The sequence below is a fragment of the Micromonospora sp. NPDC047620 genome (assembly GCF_043205005.1).
Classification (GTDB): Bacteria; Actinomycetota; Actinomycetes; order Mycobacteriales; family Micromonosporaceae; genus Micromonospora.
Map to the genome: position 1 here is coordinate 154,192 of NZ_JBIDDG010000012.1, position 24,417 is coordinate 178,608.

Below are 24,417 nucleotides of genomic sequence, written 5' to 3' on the forward strand. Positions count from 1 at the left end.
GCTGACAGCCGCCCTCGCCCCGCTGCGGGTGTCGGCGTGACCGGCCGGCTGTGGGAGCTGTTCGGCGAACGCGGCCGGGGCGTGCTGGTCACCCTGCGCCGGGACGGCCGGCCGCGGCTCTCCAACGTCGACTACCTGGCCGAGCCCGGCCTGATCCGGTGCTCCACCACCGCCGGCCGGGCCAAGGTGCGCAACCTGCGCCGCGACCCCCGGGTCAGCCTCCACGTCACCACGGCCGACGGCGGGGCGTACGCCGTGGCGGAGGGGATGGCCGCGCTCACCCCGCCGGCGGCGGCGCCCGACGACGCCACCGTCGAGGAGCTGGTCGAGGTCTACCGGCGGATCCGCGGCGAGCACCCCGACTGGGCCGACTAACGGGCGGCGATGGTCGCCGACGGCCGGCTGGTGCTCCAGCTCACCGTCGACCGGCTCTACGGCTGGCGCCCCTGACCGGCGCGCCGTCACCCGGTCGGGCCGGCATGACACGGGCGGCCTCCCGGGGCGCGTGACCCCGCCCCCCGCCGGTCGCCGGCGCGGTCTGGGGCCTCTCGGTCTGGCTCTGCAGTACGGCAGCGTGGGCCGGGAGGACGGGGCCGACTAGGGTCTGGGCATGGTCGCGACAATCCGTTACGAGGACATCGTCAAGGTCCCGAAGGCGCTGCTGCACGATCACCTCGACGGCGGCCTGCGGCCGGCGACAATCGTCGAGCTGGCCGCCGAGGCGGGCCACGGGCTGCCCACCACCGACCCCGAGGCGCTCGGCCGGTGGTTCGTCGAGGCGGCCAACTCCGGCTCCCTGGAGCGTTACCTGGAGACGTTCGCGCACACCGTCGCCGTCATGCAGACCGCTCCGGCGCTGCGCCGGGTGGCCCGGGAGTGCGCGCAGGACCTGGCCGCCGACGGGGTGGTCTACGCCGAGGTGCGGTTCGCCCCCGAGCAGCACCTGGAACGGGACCTGACCCTGGACGAGGTGGTGGAGGCGGTGCTGGCCGGCTTCGCCGAGGGCAGCGCGCTGGCCGCCGAGGCGGGCACCCCCATCCGGGTCGGCACCCTGCTCACCGCCATGCGGCACGCCGCCCGGTCGCAGGAGATCGCCGAGTTGGCCGTCCGGCACCGGGACGCCGGGGTGGTCGGCTTCGACATCGCCGGCGCCGAGGCCGGATTCCCGCCCACCCGGCACCTGGACGCCTTCGAGTACCTCCAGCGGGAGAACTTCCACTTCACCATCCACGCCGGTGAGGCGTTCGGCCTGCCGTCGATCTGGCAGGCGATCCAGTGGTGCGGGGCGGACCGGCTCGGCCACGGGGTGCGGATCGTGGACGACATCACACCCGGCCCGGAGCCGGTGCTCGGCCGGCTGGCCGCGTACGTGCGGGACAAGCGCATCCCGCTGGAGCTGTGCCCGTCGTCGAACGTGCAGACCGGCGCCGCCGCCTCGATCGCCGACCACCCGATAGGGCTGCTGCGGGACCTGCGCTTCCGGGTGACGGTGAACACCGACAACCGGCTGATGAGCGGCACCTCGATGTCGCGGGAGATGGCCCTGCTGGCGGACGCCTTCGGCTACGGCTGGAAGGAACTCCAGTGGTTCACCATCAACGCGATGAAGAGCGCCTTCATCCCGTTCGACGAGCGGCTGAAGATCATCGACGAGGTGATCAAGCCGGCGTACGCCAAGCTGCTGGGCTGAGCGCGGGCCGCGCGGCCGGCGTCAGGGGCGGTGCGGGTGGCCGGCGAGCAGGCCGGCCACCCGGCGCAACACCTCGCCCGCCCGGGCGGCCTCCGCGCCGAGGCCGGTCTGCCGGCGCAGCACGGCCGGCTCGCTGCGCAGCAGCGTCAGCCCCCGGCGCACCAGCACCCGGGGCGCCTTGCGCTGCTCGGCGAGGTCGCGGGCCAGCCGGCGGACGAAGGTCGCGCCGCGCGGCCGGCGCAGGGCGTACGCCCCGGCGAGCAGACCCTGCCGGCGGCACTCCTCGACGATCTCGGCAGCGAAGATCCCTTCGGCAACGAAAAGTGGCGAACCAGCTATGTCGAATGGCCGGGTGGACACGCGGCGGTCCTCACCGATCGCATAAACCGGCACATCGGCCTTGCCCTCCCTGGCCAGTCGGGCAATCGTTTCCACGGCCGCTTCGGCGTCCCAGGACCGGGGGGACTCCCAGTCGACAAGGCCGTCGCGTCGCGGCACCGTAGGGTCGTCGCCGTCCTTGTAGAAGTCGTCCAGGCATAGCACCGGGAGGCCGGTTCGCTGCGCTATGTACGACTTTCCCGAGCCGGAAGGGCCGGCGAGCAGGACAACGCGGTGGGGGTGATCCATTACCTTCAGTGACTCCGGCCAGACGGACTGCGATCAAATTGCATCAACATCTCATCACACCTCAAGTGACGGCCAACCTGGGCTTTCTCTTTCAGGGGTAGCGTGATGGAATCTCGGATGGTCCGACCCGCCGGGTCGGCCGCTGGGCGTTGCCCGAGGGCGACGCGGACGCTTAATCGCGAGGGCGGTGACGTGAGCAAACGGCCAAAGGCGGCGGGCTCCTTCCTGTCGCGGCTGCGCCGGCCGGCCGGCCGGCTCCGTGACATGCCGATCTGGTCCAAGCTCGGTCTCATCATGATCGTGCCGACCATCGCCACGGTCGTCGTGGGCACCAGCGGTCTGGTGGACCACCTGGAGACCCTCAACAATGCCAACCGCGCCGGTGACCTGGCCAATCTCGTCGGCTACTCGGGTGACCTGGTCGACACGCTCCAGGACGAGCGGACCAACGCGCTGCGCCTGCTGGGCGTGCCGAAGGGCCAGGACGCGGCCCGCTTCAAGCAGGCGTACGAGGAGGCCAACGGCCGGGTCGACAAGGTCAAGGGGCCGTACTCCCAGCAGCGGGGCAAGGTCGAGGACCTCCCGGCGAACCTCGAAACCCTGCTGGGCGAGATCGACCAGACCCTGACCGACCTTCCCGGCACCCGCAGCCAGGTCTTCAACGGCAAGCTCGGGCTCGTCCCGGCGATGCAGGCGTACGACGGCCTGATCGACAATCTGCTGAGCGTCCGCGACTCGGCCACCCAGCTCGCCGGCGACAACGAGCTGAGCGACCAGATGCGCGCCGCGACCGCCACCGCCCGGAACAAGGAGTTCCTGTCCCGCCGCCGGGACGTGGTGCACCGCGCGTTCATCCAGCAGCGGCTCACGCCGAACCTGCGCAACGAGTACATCGCGGCCAGCACCGGCTCCAGCCAGTGGCTGCAGAGCTTCCGGGTGGTGGCCTCCCAGTCCGAGCAGGAGTACTACGCGCAGGTGGTCGCCGGCCCCGACCTGCGCGAGGCGAACACCTACAACAGCTGGCTCAACGGCATCACCACCGCCGACACCCTGACCGGCGCGCCGTTCGACGCGGACGAGTGGGACGCGGCCATGGTGGCCAACGCCAAGCTCATCCGCACGGTCGAGTCGAAGATCGACGGCGACGTCGTCGCGGTCGCCGACGACCTGCGTTCGGACGTGCAGCGCCAGGTGTTCCTGGAGACCGGCCTGCTGCTCAGCATGCTGCTGCTGGCCATCCTCTTCGCCTACCTGGTCGCCCGCTCGATGGCCCGCTCGCTGCGCGACCTGCGGCAGGGCGCCCTCTCGATCGCCCAGTACGGCCTGCCCCAGGCGGTGGCCCGGCTGCGTGATCCCCAGGTCACCGGCCAGCTCTCCCCGGTGCAGCTCGCCAACCAGATCGCCGAGCCGCTGCCGGTGCGCAGCAAGGACGAGTTCGGCCAGGTGACGGAGGCGTTCAACGCGGTGCACCTGGAGGCGGTCCGCACCGCCGCCGAGCAGGCCGCGCTGCGCGCGTCCGTCGCCACGATGTTCGTCAACCTGGCCCGCCGATCGCAGATCCTGGTCGACCGCCTGATCGGTCACCTGGACCGGCTGGAGCGCGGCGAGGAGGACCCGGACCGGCTGGCCGAGCTGTTCCAGCTCGACCACCTGGCCACCCGGATGCGCCGCAACGACGAGAACCTGCTGGTGCTCGCTGGCGCCGACTCCACCCGCGTGCAGCGCGAGCCGGCCGCGCTGATCGACGTGCTCCGGGCCGCCCAGTCCGAGGTCGAGCACTACACCCGGATCGAGTTCGGGGTGATCGACCGGGACATCGAGGTCGCCGCACACGCCGTCAACGACCTGGTGCACCTGGTCGCCGAGCTGTTCGACAACGCCACCGCGTTCTCGCCGCCGGACTCGCACGTCATGGTCGAGGCCCGCCGGGTCGGCGACCGCGCGTCGCTCTACGTCGAGGACCGGGGCATCGGCATCAGCCCCGAGCAGCTCAACGAGCTCAACGAGCGTCTCGCCACGCCGCCGCAGGTGGACGTGGCGGTCTCGCGGATGATGGGCCTGGTCGTGGTCGCCCGGCTGGCGTCCCGCCACGGCGTCAAGGTCGAGCTGCGTCCCGGCACCGACCGGGGCACCGTCGCCGAGGTGGTCATGCCCACGTCGGTGCTCGTGCCCCGGGCCCTCTCCGGCCGCATGCAGCCGTCGCCCGCCCTGCCCGTCTCCGGCGCCCCGTCGTCCGGCCCGTCGTCGGCGTTCGGTGGGCCGTCGTCCGGCCCCGCCCCGGCGTTCGGTGGGCCGTCGTCCGGCCCCGCCCCGGCGTTCGGTGGGCCGTTGTCCGGCCCCGCCCCGGCGTTCGGTGGGCCGTTGTCCGGCCCCGCCCCGGCCTTCGGCGCGCTGCCGGCGCTCGGCAGCCGCCCGGCCAACCCGACGCCGACCCAGCGCCCCGGCGAGTCCGGCAACCAGGTCACCCTGGGCGGTCGGCCGTTCGACCCGGCGCCGCGCAACGGGGCCGGCACGTCGGCCTCGACGGGCGGGACGCGGTCCATGCCGGCCTGGTCCGACCTGACCGGCGCCAGCGGCACCACCAACGGCGAGGCATTCCGGCCGCGCACCTCCAACGGCCAGCCGATCGACCCGCTGCCGCAGCGGCGGTCCAGCGACGACCCGGATGCGGCCGGCCAGCAGTCCGCCGTCCCGCGGCAGCTGCCCAGCAGCCCCGAGGCCCGGCCTTACTCGGCCCCGCCGGCCCCGCCGATCTCCGCGCCGCCGGTGCCCTACGCGGGCCCGCCGACCTCCGCGCCGCCGGTGCCCTACGCGGGCCCGCCGGTGTCGACCCCGCCGATTCCCTACTCCGCGCCCCCGGTGTCCAGCCCGCCGGTCTCCGGCATGCCGGTCTCGGCGTCGCCGGTCTCCGGACACCCGGTCTCGGCCGCGCCGTTCTCCGGCCCGCCGGTCTCGGCGCCGCCGAGCAGCCCGCTGCCGCAGCGCCCGGTCCCCGGTGCGCAGGGCCCGGCCACGCCGGCACCACCGGCCTGGCCGCCGGTCGCCGGGGCGGAGCGCGACGCCGTGACCCCGCCGGTGCCCGAGCGCCTCGCCGCCGCGCTGGACATGACCACCGAGCTGCCGCGGGTGCCTCGCCCCGGCGCGGAGCACCCGGCCGCCCCGGAGCCGGCCCTGGCCCCGGCGCCGGAGCCGGAGCCGGCCGCCGCACCGGCCCGGCCGACTGCCCCGCAGCAGGCCCAGAACCGGCAGCGGTACGCGGACGAGACGATGGAGCTGCCGATCTTCCGGGAGCTCGAGTCCGCCTGGTTCCGGACCCGTCGGCCGGGCCCGGAGGAGGCGGCAGCGCCCGCCGCGAAGACGGCGGCCAACGGCGCCGCGACCCAGCAGTTCGCCCGGGTCGACGCCGGCGGTCGGGGCCCGCAGCAGACACCACTCGGGACAGGTAACGCACCGATGGCAGAAAAGCCGACGGCCGGAGGAGCGCCGAGCGAGAACGGATCGACGGTCAACGGGGCTGCCCGCCCCGGTGTCGCCGACAGCTTCGGTCATCGCCGGCCCTCGCAGCAGCAGGGCAGCGGCTGGCAGACCGCCGCCGACGACGGGTGGCGCGCGGCCTCGGCGGCGACCGAGGTGCCGGTGGCGGCGACCACCTCGACGGGGCTGCCCAAGCGCACCCCCATGGCACAGTTGGTGCCGGGCGCGGTGGAGAAGCCCACCACCTCCGTGCAGCGGCGCACGCCGGAGGGTGTCCGTGGCCTGCTCTCGGCATACCACCGGGGCGTGCAGCGGGGGCGTACGCACCCGTCGGACAGCAACCCGACCAGCCCGGAGGCGACTCCGGGAGGGCAGCAATCCTCGCAGTCTGGCTCAGGCCCGGTGGCCGGGAGCAGGCAGAAGGAGCAAGAAGGATGACAACTACGCAGGATCTCGGTTGGCTGCTGGCCAACTTCGCGGACCGGGTGCCCGGTGTCGCGCACGCGGTCGCCGTCTCCGCGGACGGCCTGCTCCTCGCGTCGTCTCGGGACCTCCCGCGTGACCGGGCCGACCAGTTGGCCGCGATCGCGTCCGGCCTGGTCAGCCTCACCCAGGGCGCGGCCCGCTGCTTCGAGGGAGGCGCGGTGCTGCAGACGGTGGTCGAGATGGACAACGGCTTCCTGTTCCTGATGTCCATCTCGGACGGCTCGTCGTTCGCGGTGCTCGCCGCCCGTAGCTGCGACGTCGGGCAGGTCGGCTACGAGATGGCCCTGCTGGTCGACCGGGTGGGCGACGCGTTGACCCCGCAGCCGCGTGCGGCCGCAGGGATGCTGGGCTGACGACCTGCTGACCGGTGAGGTCGGCGGGGCGACAACGACAACGACGGGCTCCATCCGGAGCCGGTGCCGGGTACGAAGGAGGTGAGCGGCGACATGCCCGATCGTGACGAACCGACCGGAGCGTTGGTCCGTCCATACGCCGTGACCCGCGGTCGTACCCGCCCCCGTCTCGACATCGCGCTGGAGGCGCTCGTCGAGACGACGGTGCGCGGCCGGGCCGCTGCCAATGGCAACGGCGGCCAGGGCCGCGAGCACCAGTACATCGCCGCGCTGTGTGACGGACGTGTGCAGTCGCTCGCCGAGATCGCGGCGCGGATGCAGCTTCCGCTCGGTGTGGCCCGGGTGCTCATCGCCGACATGGCGACGGACGGCCTGGTCGCGGTCCACGAGCCGACCATTCTGGACGACTCGGACGACGCGGTGGGCACTGAACTGCTGGAGAGGGTGCTGAGTGGACTTCGCAGGCTCTGACATGTCGCACCGGCCGCCGGCCCCGAGCGGGCGCGTGACGTCGGCGAAGATCGTTATCGCCGGTGGATTCGGCGTCGGCAAGACGACGCTGGTCGGCTCGGTCTCGGAGATCACGCCGCTGACGACCGAGGCGATCATGACCTCCGCCGGCGTGGGCGTCGACGACACCCGGCAGGTGCCGGGCAAGACGACGACCACGGTGGCGATGGACTTCGGTCGCATCTCGATCGACCGCGATCTGATCCTGTACCTGTTCGGTACGCCGGGTCAGACCCGGTTCTGGTTCATGTGGGACGAGTTGGTGCGCGGCGCGATCGGCGCGGTCGTGCTGGTGGACACCCGCCGACTGGCCGACTGCTTCGCGGCGATCGACTTCTTCGAGCACCGGCGGCTGCCGTACCTGGTGGCCATCAACTGCTTCGACGGGATGCAGTACCACGACCCACAGGACGTCCGGGACGCGCTCGCGATCTCGAGCGACGTGCCGGTGGTGGCCTGCGACGCCCGGAACCGGGAGTCGACGAAGCACGTGCTGATCTCGCTGGTCGAGTACGTGCTCACCATGCGGCGGTCGCGCGCCGTCGCCCCGGCCTGATCGCTTCGACGAGCGCCCGGCATCGGCTTCGGCCGTCACCGGGCGCTCGTCGCTGCCCGCCTGTCGGTAGGCGACTCGGCGCCGTGGCGGTCGTCGGGCGCGATGATGGACGAAGGTCGGCCTCGGTTTCCGCGTGCCCGACGTCGACGGCCTGGCCCGCTTCACGGAGAGGGAACTGGTCGAGGTCCTGCGACCGGGCGGCACGACGTGGCTCCGCGTGGACCGGCCGGTGACCGCGGCACGGCAACTCGCGGCCATGACGGAGCTGAACGTCGACCTCGCGTACGTCCGGTCGGCGTTGGAAGCACTGGGCCTCGCCGCCGCGGAGGCGTCCATCCCCGAGGCGCTGTCCGCGGAGGACAGGGCGATCGTGGAGAGCGCACTCGAGGTCTCGGCCGCCCAGCCGGTCACGGTCCGCCAACGGATCGGCGGGCCGACCGCGAGGACGAGGCCGGTCGTCGCCCGACGCCCCCCACTGCTGCGGCTCTTCCGCGCCGCACAGCGCGCGGGTCTGGGACTGGACGAGGTCGCACGGCGCCTGAGGCTCTTCGGCTTCACCCTTCCTGGGGACGAGTTCTCGGCACACGTGCCGGATCGTGACGACGTCGCCATCGTCGTGGCGCTCGACGGCATACGCCAGTATTGCCCGCCCACCTCGGTGACCGCGATCGCCGTCGCCGCGGACCGCTGTGGCCTTCCGGTACCCACGGTGGTGGAGCACATCGACCGTTTCGGGCTCCGCCCGGACGACGCCTCGGCCCTGCCGGAACGGATCTCCTCGATCGACGCCCGTCTCCTGGCCCTCGACTTCGGTCGGGACGGATGGACGATCGAGAAGGCTGTTCCGCTGCGGCACGTCATGGAGTTGTCGCAGGAACTGGAGCTCAGTGTGGTCGAGGTCTGTGACCGGCTGCAGCTTTTCGGGATGCGGGCGCCGGATGTCATCCTGCGGTACGCCGCCGTCCGGGCGGCCACGGCCGTGGTGAGCGTGGATGCCGACTGAGTGAGCGGGGAACTCGACGCGCAGCGGCCGGCGTGCACCGTTGTGGCGGCGGGTGTCAGGACACCCGGGTCCAGGCGCCCGAGCTGACGGTGTAGAGACCCAGCGACCCCTGGTCCATGCCACCGTGCCGGATGGGGGTGAAGGAGTACATCCCCACCATCCCCTCGGTGACCTGGTTCTGCAGGAACGCCCGCAGCCGTCCACGGTCGACGCTGGTGGACAGCCGGGCCGCGTCGGCGATCAACTGCACCGCGTCGGACGCGTACGGGGCGAAGCCGCTGAACCCGCCGTGCAGCTGCACGTAGCGGTAGACGAAGTCCTTGCGCTGCAACGCCGACATGGTGGTGTTGGCGAGCATGGCCCCGCCCAGCGAGACCGGGTGGACCGCGTACGCGCCCTCCATCAGGGAGGCGTTCGTGCCCTCCAGGGTCTCCTCGGCGACCGCGCCCGCGTCGAGGAACACCGGCCCGTCGTAACCGGCCCGGCGCAGCGCCCCGACGGCGGCGGCGGAGTCCGGGGCGGTCGCCCAGACCACCACGCCGTCCGGGCGGGCGGCAACCGTCGAGCGGGCGGCGCGACGGAAGTCCTCGCCGGTGCGGGGCAGCCGGATGCTGGCCGCCGGCTCCACCCCGGCCGTCCGCAGGGCCCCCGTCATGGCCCGCACCCCGGAGTCGCCGTGCAGCCCGTGCGCGGCCAGCACCGCCACCCGGCGCAGCCGCTGCGAGGCGACCAGCCGGGCCAGCCGCCGGGCCATGTCACCGGCGTCCGGGGTCAGCTTGTAGACGTACGTCCGCTGCGGCAGCGGCAGCACGATGCCGTCGCCGAAGCCGAGCGAGAGGAACGGCACCCGCTGCTGCTGCGCCACCTCGGCGAGGGCGATCGAGGTCTCGGCCATGGTGCCGCCGAGCAGGGCGTGCACGCCGGTGTCGCGGGCCAGTTCGGTGGCCTGCCGGGCCGCCAGCCGGGGATCGCCGGCGTTGTCCCGCACCTCCAGCCGTACGGTGCGGCGCAGGTTGCCGACCGGCACGCCCTTGTCGTTGAGCGCCTCGACGGTGATGTCCAGCGCCCGCTGCTGGAGTACGCCGAGCGCGGCACCGGGCCCGGTCAGCTCCAGGCTGGCCCCGATCAGCAGTTCCTGACCGCCCGGCGCGGCCGTCCTGACGGGATCTCCCTCGCCCGCGTCGCCGCGCCCGCAGGCGCTGAGCAGCAGACTGCCCGCCGTCGCGGCCAGCAGGCCGCGACGGGTGAGCACGGAGGGGTTGGTTGCCGATGTCGCCACGAGTCGCCTTCCCACCCCGGCGACCCCTGCCGCCGGCTGTTCCGCCGGGTATGCTCCCGGCCGCCGCGACCCGGCGTCAAATTATCCGGGTGTGGGCAGGAACACGCAGGTGGAAGGGGGTTTGCCCGTTCAGGAGCGGTAGCCGGCGGAGCGGTACTCGTATTCCCGGTCGTCGTCGCGGTCGCCGGTGTCGCGGCTGAAGTCCCAGCCCCCGGCGGCCTCCCGGCCGGGTCGGCCGCCGACCGCGAACCCGCCGATCTCCTGCCCGCGGCGCCAGCCGCGGAAGTAGCCGGTGGTGTTCTCGGCGAGGCTCGCCGCGTCCCGGACGATCCGCAGCGGACGCTCGTCCCGCAACGGCGACCCGGGGACGAGGTTGGCCTGCGGGACCCGCTTGGGCAGCCCGGCCGGGGTCTCCGCGCCGACCGCCGGGCGGGCGGCCTGCTCGGCGGCCTGCCAGCCGGTGTCGGCCGTGGTGGACCAGTCCAGGTCGGACTCCTCGGCGTGCCCGACGAACCAGGCGGACTTCGCCTGGGCGAAGATCAGCAGGTCGCCGTCGCCCTCGTCGGAGACCGGTGGGGGCCGCCGCTCCACGGGCGGCGCCGGTGGGTGCTCGGCCACCGGGCGCTCGGCGCGGGGGGCCGGTCGGCCGTTGCGTCCGGGCTCCTCGCGGTCGACCAGCCGCAGCGGCGGCGTCTCCGGGTCCGCGGCCTGGCCCGGCCCGCCGCGCAGCGCGCGGTCGGCCAGCGGCGGCGGCTCGACCAGGCGCAGCATCGGCGGTTCCTGGGGCAGGTCGTCGGCGAGCCAGGGCGGGGTGATCCGACGCTCGGCGCCCGGGTCGGTCGGCGCGTCGATGCCGCTCCCGCCCCGGTCGCCGTAGGAGCCGCCGACCGGGTTCTTGGCCGGGCTGTCGGACGGGTCCTCCGGGTTGTTGACCAGTGGCCAGTTGGCCCGGGACCCGGGGGGAGCGGACTCCTGGTCGGGCCGCGGCGTGGGCACGGGCACGCTGTGGTCGGTGGCGCTGAAGCCGCCCGTGGGTGCGGGGGGCTCGCCGGTGGTCTTGGGCCGGGGTGGGATCACTGTGCGCTGCCGCTCGGCGCGGGCGCTCTGGATCGCCGCGGTGGTCAGCGTGGGCCGGAACGGCTCCCCGGCCTCGGCCGGGGGCACGGTGCCGCGCTGTGCCGGGGCGATCGGGGTGATGCCGGGCGGCGGGGGCGGCGGCGCGGAGACCGGGCGGTTGGTCGGGCCGTCGATCCGGCTCGGCGCCGAGGCCGGTCGCGAGGGCGGCGCGGAGACGGGGGGACCGGCCACCGCGGCCGGGGTCACCGGCGCCGGGGCGACCGGCGGCGGCGCGACGGGCGCCGGGGCGACCGGCGGCGGGCCGAGTGGCCGGGGCGCCGGGGGCGGCGTCGCGCCGGAAACGGGTTCCGGCCGGCTCCGGCGACCGCCGGACGGGGCCGGCTCGGGCTCCGTGGCCCGGACGGGACGCAGGCCCGCTCCGGCGGGGGCGAGGCCGGGCAGGCCGCCGACCGGCTCGCCGCGTCGGGCTGCGGCCCGACGGCCGGGGGCCGCCGCGGCGGGCGTGCCGGCGCGGGCGTTGAGCGCGCCGACCAGGGCCTCGCAGCCGGCGTCGCACGCCCGGACGGAGGCGACGGCCTGCCGCACGGTCTCCGCCACGGCGGAGGTGAGGACGCGGTTGACCGTGGCGCGCCGCGGCGTCTCGCTGATGGCGACCCGCAGGGCCGTCACGGCTTCGGTGAGCTCCTCGGCGCCCGCGACTCCGTCGGCCGCGAGCTGCGCCGCGATCGCGTCGGCGGCGACCGGGACCTCTCGCCCGCTCAGCATGCCCGGCTCCGGCAGCGCGTCCAGGACGGCCAGCGAGACCGGCTCGGCCGGGTCCGGGTACGCGCGTAACGCGGCCGGGTAGAGCTCGCGGAGCACCTCGCGCAGCGCGACGGCGGCGGAGTGCCGCCCGCTGGCCAGCGCGGCGTGCGCGGCGAGCACCTGCTTGTATCCGGCGAGGTCCCGGGGAGCCGGGAGGGTGACGGCGGAGAGCGCGCCGGCCTGCAGGGCGCGGGCCAGGCCGACGGCGCGCCGCTCGGCCGGGGGCGACTGCATCTCCTCCAGGGAGTCGTCGTCGGCGAACCGTTCGGCGAAGTCGTCGACGGAGTCGTCGTCGGCGATCGCCAGGGGGCGACCCGCGGCGCTGAGCAGCGAGGTGACCGTGTGGTCGTCGCTGTCGGCGGCGATCGCCGCACCGCTCGGCCCGCCCGACCGCTCCACGAGCAGCGCGACCAGCTGGGCGTAGCCAGCCGGGTCGTCGCCGATCTCGCAGACATGCAGCAGACGGCCTGCGTCGTCGACCACAGCGGACGTCAGCGTCGAACCGGCCGAAGCCGGTCGGTCGGCCGGATCCGCCGAGGCCAGACCGCAGTACACGCGCACGAGCGCCACGGCGTCGTCCTCCTCCCGGGACACAAGGCTTTTTCTGCCAGAGACTGATGCTCCCCGTAAAGGGTCAGTCGCGCCAGTCCACGACCGCAGAGATCTTGCCGACAATGGTGCGCCAACCCAGACTTGCGGTTTGTGCCCCGATTTTCTTCAGCCGCCGGCGGCCGAAGAACCCACCGACGCCGCCGTCGACCGTGGCGCGCAGCGCCTCGTCCAGGTCGTCCAGGCTGGAACCGGCGGAGAGCATGTCCAGCACCGCGGGCAGGCGCAGCGCGTACGCCAGGTCACGGGCCACCTCGCCGGCCTCGATGAGCAGCGTCGGGTCCCAGGTGTCGTGCCCGCCGCGGAGGTTCTCCACCACCAGGTCGAGCTCGTAGATGTCCTCGTCCAGCGGCGCGATGTCGGCCGGCTCTACCCGTTCGGAAAGCTCGCTCCAACTGTCCAGTTGGGACAGGTCGTTGGGCGCGCCGGAACGGATGAAACTGACCAGCGACTCGGGCGTCTTGAACAGCAGCAGCTTGCCGCGATGGCTGAGGAAGACCGGGACCTCCTCGTCGCCCGCCTCGTCCTCGTCCTCGGCGGCCGCCTCGGCGTCCTCGTCGTCGGCCTTGCCTCGGCGGGCCTTGCCGTCCTCCTCGTCGCTCTCGGCGAACTCCTGGGCGACCTCCTCGTCGAGGATGACGACCGTCTCGTCGTCCTCGTCCTCCTCGACGACCTGGCGGCGGGCCAGGAACGGGTCGTCCTGGTCGCGCTCGGCGACGTCGGTGGGGGTCAGCTCCCGAGCCGGCCGGTACGCCCGGAGCGTGTAGCCGGTGCCGGCGGGCAGCGCGATCTCCACCGGGTCGATCCGCAGCTCGTCCCAGAGGGCGCGGGCGGCCTCGGCCGAGACGGTTGCGGTGTCGGACTCGGCCGTGTCGTCCACGTCGTCGAGCTCGGGCTCGTCGGCGTCGGGCCGTTGGGGCGACTGGCGGGCCACGCTGACCTCCGTGTGCTTCGGGTTGCCCACCCGCCGACGTGCGCCGCCGACGAGTGACTCTGGGCACATACCCTAGTGGGCGACTCCGGGTGACCGTGGTCGCACCCCGGTGGCGGAGCGGCCCGCCAACAAGTAGCCTATCTACGCATGAAGGCCCAGGCGCTGCACGGACACCTCGACGCGCTGCTGCTCGCCGTGCTGGAGCAGGGCTCGATGCACGGCTACGCGATCATCGAGGCGCTGCGGAACCGCAGCGACGGCCAGCTCGACCTGCCCACCGGCACCATCTACCCGGCGCTGCGCCGTCTGGAGCGGGCCGGCCACGTGGCCAGCACCTGGAGCACCGTCAACGGGCGCGAGCGGCGGACCTACCAGCTCACCGACGCGGGGCGGCGGGCGCTGGCCGGGGAGCGGTCCGGGTGGCGCGAGTTCAGCAGCACCGTCGGCCGGTTCCTCGACACCGACGTCCCACCCACCGCGCCCGCCTGACGACGCCCGGCCGGGTCCGCCGACGGCCGGCACCGCGATCGCGGGCACCTCGGCGGGGCGGTCGGCCCGCGGGGTCAGCGGGCGGCGAGCAGCCAGGTGCGGGCGGCCCGGCCGAGCCACACGTAGCCGGCGGCGGCCGCCACGGCCCCGACGAGCATCGGCGGCCAGGTGAGCGCGCCCTCCCACAGCCCGATCGACCACGCGAAGAGGGCCGCGCCGGCCAGCACGCCGAGGGCGAGGACCCCGGTCAGCGCCGCGCCCACCGCCCGGCCGACCGCGCCGTTGCCGCGCAACGCCCACCGGCCGGCCCCGGCCAGCAGCAGCCCGACCGCCGCCAGCACGAACGCGGCGGTCCAGATCCAGTTCACCGAGGCCGACAGGAACTGGTAGCCGGCCGGCGGGCGGGGCCCGTCGCTCCAGCTCGCCCCCCGCCAGGTGAGATCGCCGGCGACGAACGCGACCGCGGCCAGCCCGAGCACCCGCAGCGACAGCCCGCGCAGCGCGCCCGCCGCCAGTTCCGCCTGGTAGGCCGGGACCAGCAGCGCCGCGGAGCCGAACTCGGCCACCGCCCGGCGCTGGGCCTCCGCCGCCGGCAGCCCGTCCTCCCGGTACGCGTCGACGGCGTCCAGCAGGCCGTGCCGCGCCTCGGTCAGCAGGTCGGACTTCAGCCGGCGCGGCCCGCGCAGGCACACGTCCAGCTCCCGCAGCCGTTCCTCCACCATGGTCGCGTCGTCGCACCGCATGGCACCACCCTGTCACGGACGGCCGCCGGGCGGCGTCCGGGACAACCCTGGCCCGACCCGGAGGTGCAGGCCGGGGAAAGGAGCGTGCCGGGCTCAGGGGCGCAGCGCCAGGTACCCGCGTTCGGCAGCCTCCTGGAGCAGCCACTGGTCCCGGTACCAGCCGGGGGTCGCGACGAGGTCGGCGTGCCGGCCACGCTGGGCCACCCGGCCGGCGTCTAGCACCACGATCTCGTCGAGGTCGGCCAGCCCGCTGAGCCGGTGGCTGATCAGCAGCACGGAGTGCCCGGCCGGGGTGGCCGCCAGCGCGGAGGCGAGCACCGCGTCGGCGGCGGCGGGGTCCAGCCCCTCGGTCGGCTCGTCGAGCACCAACACGCCCGGCGCGGCGAGCAGCGCCCGGGCCAGCGCGAGCCGCTGCCGCTGGCCGCCGGAGAGCTGACCGCCCTCCTCGCCGACCACGGTGTCCCAGCCGTCCGGCTGCGCGCGGACCCAGTCCAGCAGCCCGGCCGCCGCGGTCGCCGCCGCCAGCTCGTCCTCGTCGGCGTCGGGTCGCCCGAGCAGCAGGTTCTCCCGCACGGTGGCGTGGAAGACGTACGCCTCGGCGAGCAGCCCGCCGACCGCGCGGGGCAGCTCCCCGGCCCGGTACGTCGACAGGTCCCGCCCGTCCAGGGTGACCCGCCCGCGTTCGGGGCGTACGGAGCCGGTGAGGACGGCGGCGAGGGTGCTCTTGCCGGCGCCGCTCGGCCCGACCACGGCCACCCGGCAGCCGGGCGGCAGCTCCAGGCCGAACCCGTCCAGGGCGGGTGCGGCGCCCTCCCGGTAGCGCACGGTCAGCTCCTCGAACCGCACGTCGTACGGCCCGGGGCCGACCGGCGCCCCGTCGGCCGCGGGCGCCTCGTCCGCCTTCTCCAACAGGGCGGCCACCCGGGTCAGGCCGGTGCGGAGCTGGGTCCACTGCCGGGCGGCCCCGACCAGCGCCAGCGCGATCTCGACGGCGGCGAGCGTGCCGACCGCCAGGACGCCGACCAGCACCCCGTCCACGTCCGCCGCCAGGGCGGCGAGCACCACCGCGCCGGCGGTCAGCCCGGCCACCAGCACCCCGGCCGCGTCGACGGCGAAGCCCGTGGCGGCGAGCCGCCGCTCCAGCCGGGCCAGGCGCCGGGCGCGTTCCCCGGCCGCGTTCAGCGCGTGCCCGGTGGCACCGAACGCGGCCAGGTCGGCGGCGCCGTGGGTGAGGTCGACCGCGTCGGTGGCGAGCGCGCCGCGCAGCGGCGCCAGCTCGGCGGCGGCGCGCCGGGTCAGCGCGGTGGCCAGGGCGGGCAGCGCGACCCCGGCGACCAGCAGCCCGACTGCGAGCGCCCCGGCGGCGGCCGGCGAGATCAGCGCCGCCCCGCCGACCGCGACCAGGCTGACCAGGGCCGCCGCCGAGGCCGGCACCAGCACCCGCAGCAGCAGGTCCTGGACCGCCTCCACGTCCGAGACGAGCCGGCTCAGGGCGTCGCCCGAGCGCTGCCGCAAGGTCGGCCGGGCGGCGAGGCTGGCGAACACCCGGGCGCGGACGTCGGTGATCAGCCGCAGCACGGCGTCGTGCCCGGCGAGCCGCTCGGTGTAGCGGAGCACGCCCCGGCCGACCGCCAGCGCCCGGACCGCGACGATCGCCACGGTGAGGCGGTCCAGCGGGGGCCGGCCGGCGGCGCTCATCAGCAGCCAGGTCGCGGTGGCCATCAGGGCGAGGCCGGCGAACTCGGTGGCGGCGGCGAGCAGCCCCGCGCCGAGCAGCCGGTTCAGGTACGGCCGGGCCAGCCGCAGCACGGTCCGCTCGGGGGAGCGGGCACGGGTCTCGGCGGAGTCGCCGGGCGACATCGGCTCGTCGGTCATCGGGTCGCCTCCCCGGCCGCCGCCGGGGTCAGCTCCGTGACCCGGCCGTCCTCGATCCGCAGAATCCGGTCCGCGTCGGCGAGCAGCGCCGGCCGGTGCGCCACCAGCAGGGCCGTCCGCCCGGCCACCAGCCGACGGGTGGCGTCGAGGACGACGGCCTCGCTCGCGCTGTCCAACCGGGCGGTCGGCTCGTCGAGCAGCACCACCGGGGCGTCCCGCAGGAACGCGCGGGCCAGCGCGACCCGCTGCCGCTGCCCGCTGGACAGGCCGTGCCCGCGCTCGCCGAGCACGGTGGCGAGCCCGTCGGGCAGGCCGGCGACCACGTCGTCCAGGGCGGCGTCGCGGACGGCGGTGGCGAGGGCCGCGTCCGGGGTGTCGGGGGCGCCGAGCCGGATGTTGTCGGCCAGCGAGGCGGCGAAGAGGTGGGCCCGCTGCGGCACCCAGGCGACCTGGCGGCGCCAGGCGTCCAGGTCCGTGCCGGCGAGGTCCACCCCGCCGACGGTGACCCGGCCGGCGGTCGGGGCCACGAAGCCGAGCAGCAGGCCGAGCAGCGTGCTCTTGCCGGCGCCGCTCGGGCCGACGACCGCGACGCGTTCGCCCGGCCGGATGGTCAGCGTGACGTCGCGCAGCGCGGTGGTCCGCTCGTACGCGACGGTCACCGACTCGAACCGGATCTCGCCCCGGCCGTCCGGCGTCGCCGCGCCCCCGCCGGGTGCGACCGGCGCGGGGGCGGCGGCCGAGAGGGTCAGTGCCTCGTCCAGCGCGGTCAGGCCCTCCATGCTGGCGTGGAACCGGCTGCCGGCCGCCCGCAGCGGCAGGTACGCCTCCGGCGTGAGCAGCAGCACCAGCAGCGCGGTCTGCAGGGTCAGGCCGCCGCCGAGCAGCCGTACGCCCACCGGCACGGCGACCAGTGCCACCGAGAGGGTGGCGACCAGTTCCAGCACCAGGGCGGAGAGGAACGCGATCCGCAGCGTCTTCATGGTCGCCACCCGGTGCCCGTCGGCCATCCGGCGGACGGCGTCGGTCTGCGCCCGGGCCCGGCCGAACGCGCGCAGCGTGGGCAGCCCGGCGACCATGTCGAGGAAGTGCCCGCCGAGCAGGGAGAGCCGCCGCCACTGCCGCTCGGTGGCGGCCTGCGCCTGCCAGCCGAGCAGCGCGCCGAAGATCGGGATCAGCGGCAGGGTGGCCGCGATGATCAGCGCCGAACTCCAGTCGGCGACGAAGACCCGCGCCAGCACGGCGACCGGCACGGTGACGCTCAGCACGAGCTGCGGCAGGTAGCCGGTGAAGTAGGCGTCCAGCGCGTCCAGCCCGCGCCCGGCCAGCGTGGCGAGCTGCCCGGCGCGCTGGCCGGCGACCCAGCCGGGGCCCTGCCGCCCGACCGCCCCCAGCAGTTCCTCGCGCAGCGCCGCCTTGACCGTCGCCGCGACCCGCGCCGACACCGTGCCCTGCGCCCAGACCAGCAGCGAGCGGGCGGCCACCGCGGCGACGAAGCCGGCCAGGGCGGGCCGGTCCAGCCGCCCGTCGAACCCGGTCGCCAGCAGCGCGGCCAGCGCGGTGGCCTGCGCGACGACCAGCCCCGCGGCCAGTACGCCGAGCAGCGCGAGCACGGCGAGGTCGCGCCGGGCCGCGGGAACCCGGCGCAGCAGACGCGGGTCGAACGGACGGCGGTTCACCAGTACACCGGTGCCCTGCCGTCGGTCCGTCCCCGGAAAATCCACCAGCACATCGCCTGAAAGCCTAGTAGGGCCGGCAGGAGCGGCACCGTCAGCCAGCCCAGCAGCCGCAGCGTGGGCGTGCTCGCCGCCGCGTCGGCCACCGTCAGGGACGCGCCGGGGTCGACCGTGGAGACCAGCGCGTAGGGCCAGAGGGTCGCGCCGAGCAGCGCCACCGGCAGCGCCAGGGCCGCCCCGGTGGCGGCGAAGGCCAGCCCGGGCCGCCGCCGGCCGAGCGCCACCCGGGCCGCCAGCACCGCCGCCACCAGCAGCAACGGCAGCAGTACGCCCACCGCGGGCTGCCGCGCGGCGGCGCGTACGTCGGCGGAGAGCAGGCCGAGCGCGGTGGCCGCGCCGACGGCGACGAGCGCCACCGGGACGAGCCGGCGGGCCAGCCGCCCGACCGGCGCGGCCTCGGCGGCCGGCAGCCGGAGAGTGAGGAAGGTCGCACCGTGCAGGGCGACCAGCGCGACGACGGCGAGGCCGGTGGCGGCCACGAACGGGGTGAACAGGTGGGTCACGCCGGCGACGTGCCCGTCGGCGTGCAGCGGCACGCCCTGGAGCAGCCCGGCCAGCAGGGCGCCCCAGCCGAGCGCGGCGAGCAGGCTGCCGACGACCACGATCCGGTCCCAGCCGGCGCGGGCCCGTGGGCTCGCCGGGCGGCTGCGCAGTTGCACGCCGACGGTAACCAGGATCACCCCGGTCAGAGCGCCGACCACGGCCGGGTAGAAGCCGGTGAGCAGTTCCCCCTCCAGCACGGGGAAGGCGCCGAACAGGATGCCGACGGCGGCCACCAGCCAGACCTCGTTGCCGAGGAAGAACGGGCCGACGGCGTTCAGGGCGGCGCGGCGGCGGGCGGGGTCGGCGCCCCGGGCGAGCAGCAGGCCGACGCCGTAGTCGTAGCCGCCGAGCACCAGGTAGGTGGCGAAGAAGAGGCCGAGCAGGGCGTACCAGGCGAGTTCCACGTCGTCTCCTCAGGCGAAGGCGGGCTCGGGGCGGGGGTCGGCCGGCGGCTGCTGCGGCGGGCGGCCCAGGGCGGGGTCGTGCGCGCCCCGGGCGGCGTGCCGGGCCAGCAGGACCCAGTTGGTGACGGCGAGGGTGCCGAGCAGCAGGCTGAATCCGATCAGCGAGGCGAGCATCAGCCACGGGTCGACCGGCGACACCGCCCGGTCCACCGGCAGCAGCCCGTACGCGACCCAGGGCTGGCGGCCGACCTCGCGGGCGATCCAGCCGAGGATCACCGCGACGAACGGCAGCGGCAGGGCGAGCAGGATGATCCAGAGCGGGAAGCGCAGCCGCACGGCCCAGTCCCGCCAGAGCAGGGGGAGCAGCAGCCAGAGCAGGCCGAGACCGAAGCCGATCAGGATCATGAAGCCGAGGCCGACGCTGGCCAGCACGGGCGGGCTGTAGTCGCCGGGGCCGAACCGCGCGGTCCAGTCGGCGACCAGCGCGTCCGCCGCGGGGCTTCCGCCGAACTTGGTGGGCTGCACCTGCCCGACCGGGCCGAACTGGGCGAAGCCGAAGCCCTGCACCATGGTGATCGACAGCGCCGCGGTGACCAGGCCGATCCGCAGCGAGGTGCGGAACAGCGCGTAGTCGGGGGTGCGCCGGATCAGGTGCCAGGCGCTGACCGCGGCCATCAGCATCCCGCCGACCAGCAGTGCGGCGAAGACCACGTGGCCGAAGGCCATGCCGAGGCTGGGGTTGGTCAGCAGCGCGGTGAAGTCGGTGAGGTGGGCGACGCCGTCGCGTACCTCGTAGCCGACCGGGTTCTGGAGCCAGGAGTTGGCCACCATGATCCAGAACGCCGAGGCGTACGCGGTGAGCGCGACGCCCCAGAGCAGGGCGAGGTGGACGCCCTTGCGCAGCCGGTGCCAGCCGAAGATCCACATGCCGAGGAACGTCGACTCCAGGAAGAACGCGACCAGCGTCTCGATGGCCAGCGGCGCCCCGAAGACGTTGCCGACGTAGCGCGACAGGCCGCTCCAGTTCAGCCCGAACTGGAACTCCATCACGATGCCGGTGGCGATGCCGAGCACGTAGTTGATCACGTAGAGCTGGCCCCAGAAGCGGGTCAGCCGCTCGTAGACCGGCTTGCCGGTCAGCACGGCGGTGGTCTGCAACCCCACGAGCAGGGTGACCAGGCCGAGGGTGACCACCACGAACAGGAAGTGGATCGAGGTGGTGGTGGCGAACTGTAGGCGGGCGAGGAGCAGCGTGTCCATGGCCGGCTCTCCGTACTGTCGGCTCACTTGTCGTAGTGAGCCTACACGTAGATTACCTACATATAACTACTACGCTTTGTCGTAGAAGACGGTACGACAAGGCGTAGTAGTTTGGGGGCGCATCCGATGCGCCGGGTCAGCTGAGGAAGAGCGAGATCGGCAGGACGGCCAGCGTGGTGGCCACCGACAGGGCGACGGCGCCGAGCACCCGGGGCGGCCGGTCGGCGACCAGCAGGCGCTGCACCCGGACGTCCAGGTCACGGTCGCCGAGACCGAGGGCGCCGGCCGGAGTGATCCGACTTCCGGCTGCGGCGAACCGGCGCAGCGCGCGGCCCAGCGCCTCGGGGTGCGCCTCCCGGGCCTTGTCGTCGGCGCGCATCTCGACCAGCAGCGCGACCCGTTCGTGGATCCCGCGCACCCAGCCGAACCAGGGCAGCGCCCGGCAGAGCGCGGTGAACGGGAGCAGCACGAGGTCGTGCCGTTCCTGGGCGTGGGCCCGCTCGTGGCTGAGCACCGCCGCCAGCTCGGCGCGGTCCAGCAGGCTGAGCGTCCCGGCGCTGACCACCACCTGCGGCTTCACCCCCGGCAGGCAGTACGCCGCCGCGCTCGGGTGGTCGAGCACGAGCGCGCCGGGCGCCGCCGGATCGTTCCGGGCCACCAGGGCGAGCAGGTCCCGGTGCCGGCGCTGGGCGCGCACCGTGTGGAGCAGGGTGCGTACGGTCGCGGTCAGCAGCACGGCGCCGATGCCGAAGCCGAAGGCGACCAGGCTCAACTGGACGGCCCCGAGCCCGGGCGGCAGGGTGCCGTGCACCAGATCGCCGCCCAGTGCCAGCAGCGCGCTCCCGGTCGGCCGCTCGTACGGAGCCAGACCCACCGCGATCGGCAGGCCCACCTCGGAGAGGCCGAGCGCCAGCCCGATCGCCTGCCAGCAGAGGATCGCGACCCGGGGGCTGCGCCACGGCCAGGTGGAGCGGGCCAGCACCTGCGCGGTCAGCAGGCAGGCCAGCATCGACGCGGCGAAGTGCAGAGCGTACGCCACGGCCGTCGCCCTACCGGTCCGCGACCTCGTCGGCGACGGGCGGGCGGACGACCCGGTCGGTCGGCGCCTCGACCCGGTCGGTCAGCTCACCCGGAGCAGCCGGCATGCCGCCGGCGGCCTCGGCGGCCAGCGCGGCGCGCAGCACCTCGGCCTCGGTGCCGGTCACCGAGTGGGCGAAGCGCACCAGCGCGGCGTCCCGGCTGCCGCCGAGGTCGAGGGCGTCGAGCATGAGCTGGGCGATGTGCGCCTCGCGGCTGGCGGCGGCCCGGTAGCGCCAGGCCCGCCCCTCCCGCTCGCGCTGCACCATGCCCTTGCCGGCCAGCCGGTCCAGCACGGTCATCACCGTGGTGTACGCCAGCTCGCGGCCGTCCAGCGCGTCGGCCACCTCGCGCACGGTGATCCCGTCCGACGTGGCGGGGACCGAGTCCCACAGCACGTCCATCACCGCACGTTCGAGATCACCAAGCCGAGTCACGCCGCAATCCTACCCCTGGTAGTAGACCCGTCTCGGGCCAGCACACCCGAGCTGACTCCGCCCGGGGCAGCACACCTGAGCTCGACCCTCTCCCGCGGACCTGACCACGGACGGTTTTCCGGGGAGCCCCGCCCGCGCAGGGATCAAGCCTGACCGCCCGGAGCGGGCGGGGCTCCCCGAAAAACCCCAGGACAGGGACCCGTCACACCCCCTTGGGGTGCCAGACCGTCTTCGTCTCCAGGAGGCTGGTCATCCGCGTGATCCCCGGGTCGGCGAACCAGTCGTGGCCGGCCGGGGCCGGCCGGAGCACCCGCTTCAGGTTCTCCGCCGCCTTGACCTCCAGCTCCGCCGCCAGCTCGGCGTCGGTCACCCCGGTCAGGTCGATCGCGTTGACGTCCATGTGGCTCGCCAGCGTCGGCACGGTCTCCGGCAGGCGGCCGGTCAGGATGTTGACCACCCCGCCCGGCAGGTCGGAGGTGGCCAGCACCTCGGCCAGGGTCACCGCGGCCAGTGGCGCCGCCGGCGAGGCCGCCACCACGACGGTGTTGCCGGTGACGATCGCCGGGGCGATCACGCTGACCAGGCCGAGCAGCGCCGGCGCCTCGGGGGCGACCACGGCCACGACGCCGGTCGGTTCCGGCGACGAGAGGTTGAAGTACGGCCCGGCGACCGGGTTCGCGCCGCCGTACACCTGGGGGAGCTTGTCGGACCAGCCCGCGTACCAGACCCAGCGGTCGACCGCCGCGTCCACCTCGTCGCCGGGCACGCCGAGGGCGACGAACTGCTCGCGCCGGCCCTCCAGCATCTCGGCCACCCGGTAGAGGATCTGACCCCGGTTGTACGCGGTCGCCCCGGCCCAGCCCTTCACGGCGGCGCGGGCGACGACGACGGCGTCCCGCGCGTCCTTGCGCGAGGCCAGCGACACGTTGGAGTCCTGCACGAGATACGACCGTCCCGACTCGCTGCGCGGGAACTTCCCGCCGATGAAGAGCTTGTACGTCTTGCGTACCGCGACCCGCTCAGACATTGAGGTAGCCCTCCAGCCCGTGCCGGCCGCCCTCGCGACCGTAGCCCGACTCCTTGTAGCCGCCGAACGGCGAGGTGGGGTCGAACTTGTTGAACGTGTTGGCCCAGACCACGCCGGCGCGCAGCCGGTCGGCCATCCACAGGATCCGGGAGCCCTTGTCGGTCCAGATCCCGGCCGACAGCCCGTACGGCGTGTTGTTGGCCTTCTCGACGGCCTCGGCCGGGGTGCGGAACGTCAGCACGGACAGCACCGGGCCGAAGATCTCCTCCCGGGCGATCCGGTGCGCCTGGGTGACCCCGGTGAAGATCGTCGGCGCGAACCAGAAGCCGCGCTCGGGCAGTTCGCACGGCGGCGACCAGCGCTCGGCGCCCTCGGCGGACCCGGCCTCGGACAGCTCCCGGATCCGCGCGAGCTGGGCGGCCGAGTTGATCGCGCCGATGTCGGTGTTCTTGTCCAGCGGGTCGCCGACCCGCAGCTGGGCCATCCGCCGCTTCAGCGACTCCAGCACCCGGTCGGCGACGGACTCCTGGACCAGCAGGCGGGAGCCGGCGCAGCAGACGTGCCCCTGGTTGAAGAAGATGCCGTTGACGATCCCCTCGACCGCCTGGTCGACCGGGGCGTCGTCGAAGACGATGTTGGCCGCCTTGCCGCCCAGCTCCAGGGTGAGCTTCTTGCGGGTGCCGGCGACCGAGCGGGCGATCGCCCGGCCGACCTCGGTCGAGCCGGTGAAGGCGACCTTGTCCACACCGGGGTGCTCGACCAGCGCGCGGCCGGTCTCGCCGGCGCCGGTGACGATGTTGACCACGCCGGCCGGCAGGTCGGCCTGCTGGCAGATCTCGGCGAACAGCAGCGCGGTCAGCGGGGTCGTCTCGGCCGGCTTCAGCACGACCGTGTTGCCGGCGGCGAGGGCCGGGGCGATCTTCCAGGCCAGCATCAGCAGCGGGAAGTTCCACGGGATGACCTGCGCGGCCACGCCGAGCGGCTGCGGGTTCGCGCCGAAGCCGGCGTGCTCCAGCTTGTCGGCCCAGCCGGCGTAGTAGAAGAAGTGCGCGGCGACCAGGGGCAGGTCGACGTCCCGGGACTCCTTGATCGGCTTGCCGTTGTCCAGCGACTCCAGCACCGCCAGCTCGCGGGAGCGCTCCTGGATGATCCGGGCGACCCGGAACAGGTACTTGGCCCGGTCCCGGCCCGGCATCGGACCCCAGACCTTCTCGTACGCCTGCCGGGCGGCGCGGACGGCACGGTCCACGTCCTGCGCGCCGGCCTCGGCGACCTCGGCGAGCACCTCCTCGGAGGCCGGGTTGATCGACTTGAAGCCGCCGCCGTCGGTCGGGTCGACGAACTTCCCGTCGACGAAGAGCCCGTACGAGGGCTTGATGTCCACCACCGAGCGGGACTCGGGGGCGGGTGCGTATTCGAACATCGGC

General features: G+C 74.6%; 20 protein-coding genes and 1 pseudogene. 8 read left to right on the forward strand and 13 right to left on the reverse strand.

The genetic code is table 11. From position 1 onward, the window contains the following. Nucleotides 1-36: 36 nt before the first annotated feature. A pseudogene (locus tag ACGF5C_RS16960) lies at nucleotides 37-450 on the forward strand (PPOX class F420-dependent oxidoreductase). A 160-nt stretch (nucleotides 451-610) separates the two neighbouring features. Then, complete coding sequence (locus ACGF5C_RS16965) at nucleotides 611-1,690, forward strand: adenosine deaminase (RefSeq protein WP_393302568.1); 1,080 nt, start codon at nucleotides 611-613, stop codon at nucleotides 1,688-1,690. Between the two features lie 21 nt (nucleotides 1,691-1,711). On the opposite strand, the gene ACGF5C_RS16970 is transcribed toward ACGF5C_RS16965, so the two are convergent. Continuing rightward, nucleotides 1,712-2,050: a hypothetical protein gene (locus tag ACGF5C_RS16970; RefSeq protein ID WP_393302571.1), complete on the reverse strand. Its 339-nt coding sequence runs from the start codon at nucleotides 2,048-2,050 to the stop codon at nucleotides 1,712-1,714. 459 nt (nucleotides 2,051-2,509) lie between these two features. Here ACGF5C_RS16970 and ACGF5C_RS16975 point away from each other — a divergent pair, with 459 nt between their 5' ends. The 5 genes from ACGF5C_RS16975 (at nucleotide 2,510) to ACGF5C_RS16995 (ending at nucleotide 8,699) form a co-directional block, all read left to right on the forward strand. Beyond that, entirely contained in the window at nucleotides 2,510-6,229 is a 3,720-nt protein-coding gene (locus ACGF5C_RS16975) for a nitrate- and nitrite sensing domain-containing protein (protein WP_393302574.1), read from the forward strand. Next, nucleotides 6,226-6,630 (forward strand): roadblock/LC7 domain-containing protein, encoded by a 405-nt coding sequence (locus ACGF5C_RS16980; RefSeq protein WP_067370442.1) that lies wholly within the window; start codon nucleotides 6,226-6,228, stop codon nucleotides 6,628-6,630. Before ACGF5C_RS16975 ends, ACGF5C_RS16980 begins: the two co-directional genes overlap by 4 nt. Nucleotides 6,631-6,723: 93 nt before the next feature. Then, on the forward strand, nucleotides 6,724-7,101 hold the full coding sequence (locus ACGF5C_RS16985) for a DUF742 domain-containing protein (RefSeq protein ID WP_393302770.1): 378 nt from the start codon (nucleotides 6,724-6,726) through the stop codon (nucleotides 7,099-7,101). Nucleotide 7,102: 1 nt separating this feature from the next. Next, on the forward strand, nucleotides 7,103-7,696 hold the full coding sequence (locus ACGF5C_RS16990) for an ATP/GTP-binding protein (RefSeq protein ID WP_091260490.1): 594 nt from the start codon (nucleotides 7,103-7,105) through the stop codon (nucleotides 7,694-7,696). A 133-nt stretch (nucleotides 7,697-7,829) separates the two neighbouring features. Then, the gene (locus tag ACGF5C_RS16995; protein ID WP_393302577.1) at nucleotides 7,830-8,699 is read left to right on the forward strand and encodes a hypothetical protein; all 870 of its coding nucleotides are present in this window, start codon (nucleotides 7,830-7,832) and stop codon (nucleotides 8,697-8,699) included. A 55-nt stretch (nucleotides 8,700-8,754) separates the two neighbouring features. Here ACGF5C_RS16995 and ACGF5C_RS17000 read toward each other — a convergent pair whose 3' ends face one another. From ACGF5C_RS17000 to ACGF5C_RS17010, 3 genes are all read right to left on the reverse strand, one after another. Further along, nucleotides 8,755-9,978, reverse strand: a complete 1,224-nt coding sequence (locus tag ACGF5C_RS17000; protein ID WP_393302580.1) for an ABC transporter substrate-binding protein — start codon at nucleotides 9,976-9,978, stop codon at nucleotides 8,755-8,757. A gap of 129 nt (nucleotides 9,979-10,107) precedes the next feature. Continuing rightward, nucleotides 10,108-12,453 (reverse strand): transposase, encoded by a 2,346-nt coding sequence (locus ACGF5C_RS17005; RefSeq protein ID WP_393302583.1) that lies wholly within the window; start codon nucleotides 12,451-12,453, stop codon nucleotides 10,108-10,110. A gap of 40 nt (nucleotides 12,454-12,493) precedes the next feature. Continuing rightward, a complete protein-coding gene (locus tag ACGF5C_RS17010) occupies nucleotides 12,494-13,432 on the reverse strand; it encodes a DNA primase (RefSeq protein WP_393302586.1) in 939 nt (312 codons plus the stop codon). Between the two features lie 117 nt (nucleotides 13,433-13,549). Between ACGF5C_RS17010 and ACGF5C_RS17015 the strand changes: the two genes are divergently transcribed. Beyond that, on the forward strand, nucleotides 13,550-13,891 hold the full coding sequence (locus ACGF5C_RS17015) for a PadR family transcriptional regulator (RefSeq protein WP_393302589.1): 342 nt from the start codon (nucleotides 13,550-13,552) through the stop codon (nucleotides 13,889-13,891). A 74-nt stretch (nucleotides 13,892-13,965) separates the two neighbouring features. Here ACGF5C_RS17015 and ACGF5C_RS17020 read toward each other — a convergent pair whose 3' ends face one another. From ACGF5C_RS17020 to ACGF5C_RS17060, 9 genes are all read right to left on the reverse strand, one after another. After that, entirely contained in the window at nucleotides 13,966-14,634 is a 669-nt protein-coding gene (locus ACGF5C_RS17020; protein ID WP_393302592.1) for a permease prefix domain 1-containing protein, read from the reverse strand. A 93-nt stretch (nucleotides 14,635-14,727) separates the two neighbouring features. Then, entirely contained in the window at nucleotides 14,728-16,509 is a 1,782-nt protein-coding gene (gene cydC / locus ACGF5C_RS17025; protein ID WP_393302595.1) for a thiol reductant ABC exporter subunit CydC, read from the reverse strand. Next, nucleotides 16,506-18,185 (reverse strand): thiol reductant ABC exporter subunit CydD, encoded by a 1,680-nt coding sequence (cydD, locus tag ACGF5C_RS17030; RefSeq protein ID WP_393302598.1) that lies wholly within the window; start codon nucleotides 18,183-18,185, stop codon nucleotides 16,506-16,508. The genes cydC and cydD overlap by 4 nt, the downstream gene beginning before the upstream one ends. Next, entirely contained in the window at nucleotides 18,182-19,189 is a 1,008-nt protein-coding gene (gene cydB / locus ACGF5C_RS17035) for a cytochrome d ubiquinol oxidase subunit II (RefSeq protein WP_393302600.1), read from the reverse strand. Before cydB ends, cydD begins: the two co-directional genes overlap by 4 nt. Before the next feature lie 9 nt (nucleotides 19,190-19,198). After that, complete coding sequence (locus ACGF5C_RS17040; RefSeq protein ID WP_393302603.1) at nucleotides 19,199-20,449, reverse strand: cytochrome ubiquinol oxidase subunit I; 1,251 nt, start codon at nucleotides 20,447-20,449, stop codon at nucleotides 19,199-19,201. Nucleotides 20,450-20,585: 136 nt separating this feature from the next. Continuing rightward, entirely contained in the window at nucleotides 20,586-21,488 is a 903-nt protein-coding gene (locus ACGF5C_RS17045; protein ID WP_393302606.1) for a M56 family metallopeptidase, read from the reverse strand. A gap of 10 nt (nucleotides 21,489-21,498) precedes the next feature. After that, entirely contained in the window at nucleotides 21,499-21,963 is a 465-nt protein-coding gene (locus tag ACGF5C_RS17050; protein ID WP_363703843.1) for a BlaI/MecI/CopY family transcriptional regulator, read from the reverse strand. Nucleotides 21,964-22,165: 202 nt separating this feature from the next. After that, nucleotides 22,166-22,990 (reverse strand): aldehyde dehydrogenase family protein, encoded by an 825-nt coding sequence (locus ACGF5C_RS17055; protein ID WP_393302609.1) that lies wholly within the window; start codon nucleotides 22,988-22,990, stop codon nucleotides 22,166-22,168. Next, entirely contained in the window at nucleotides 22,983-24,413 is a 1,431-nt protein-coding gene (locus ACGF5C_RS17060) for an aldehyde dehydrogenase family protein (RefSeq protein ID WP_393302612.1), read from the reverse strand. The genes ACGF5C_RS17055 and ACGF5C_RS17060 overlap by 8 nt, the downstream gene beginning before the upstream one ends. Nucleotides 24,414-24,417 lie beyond the last annotated feature (4 nt).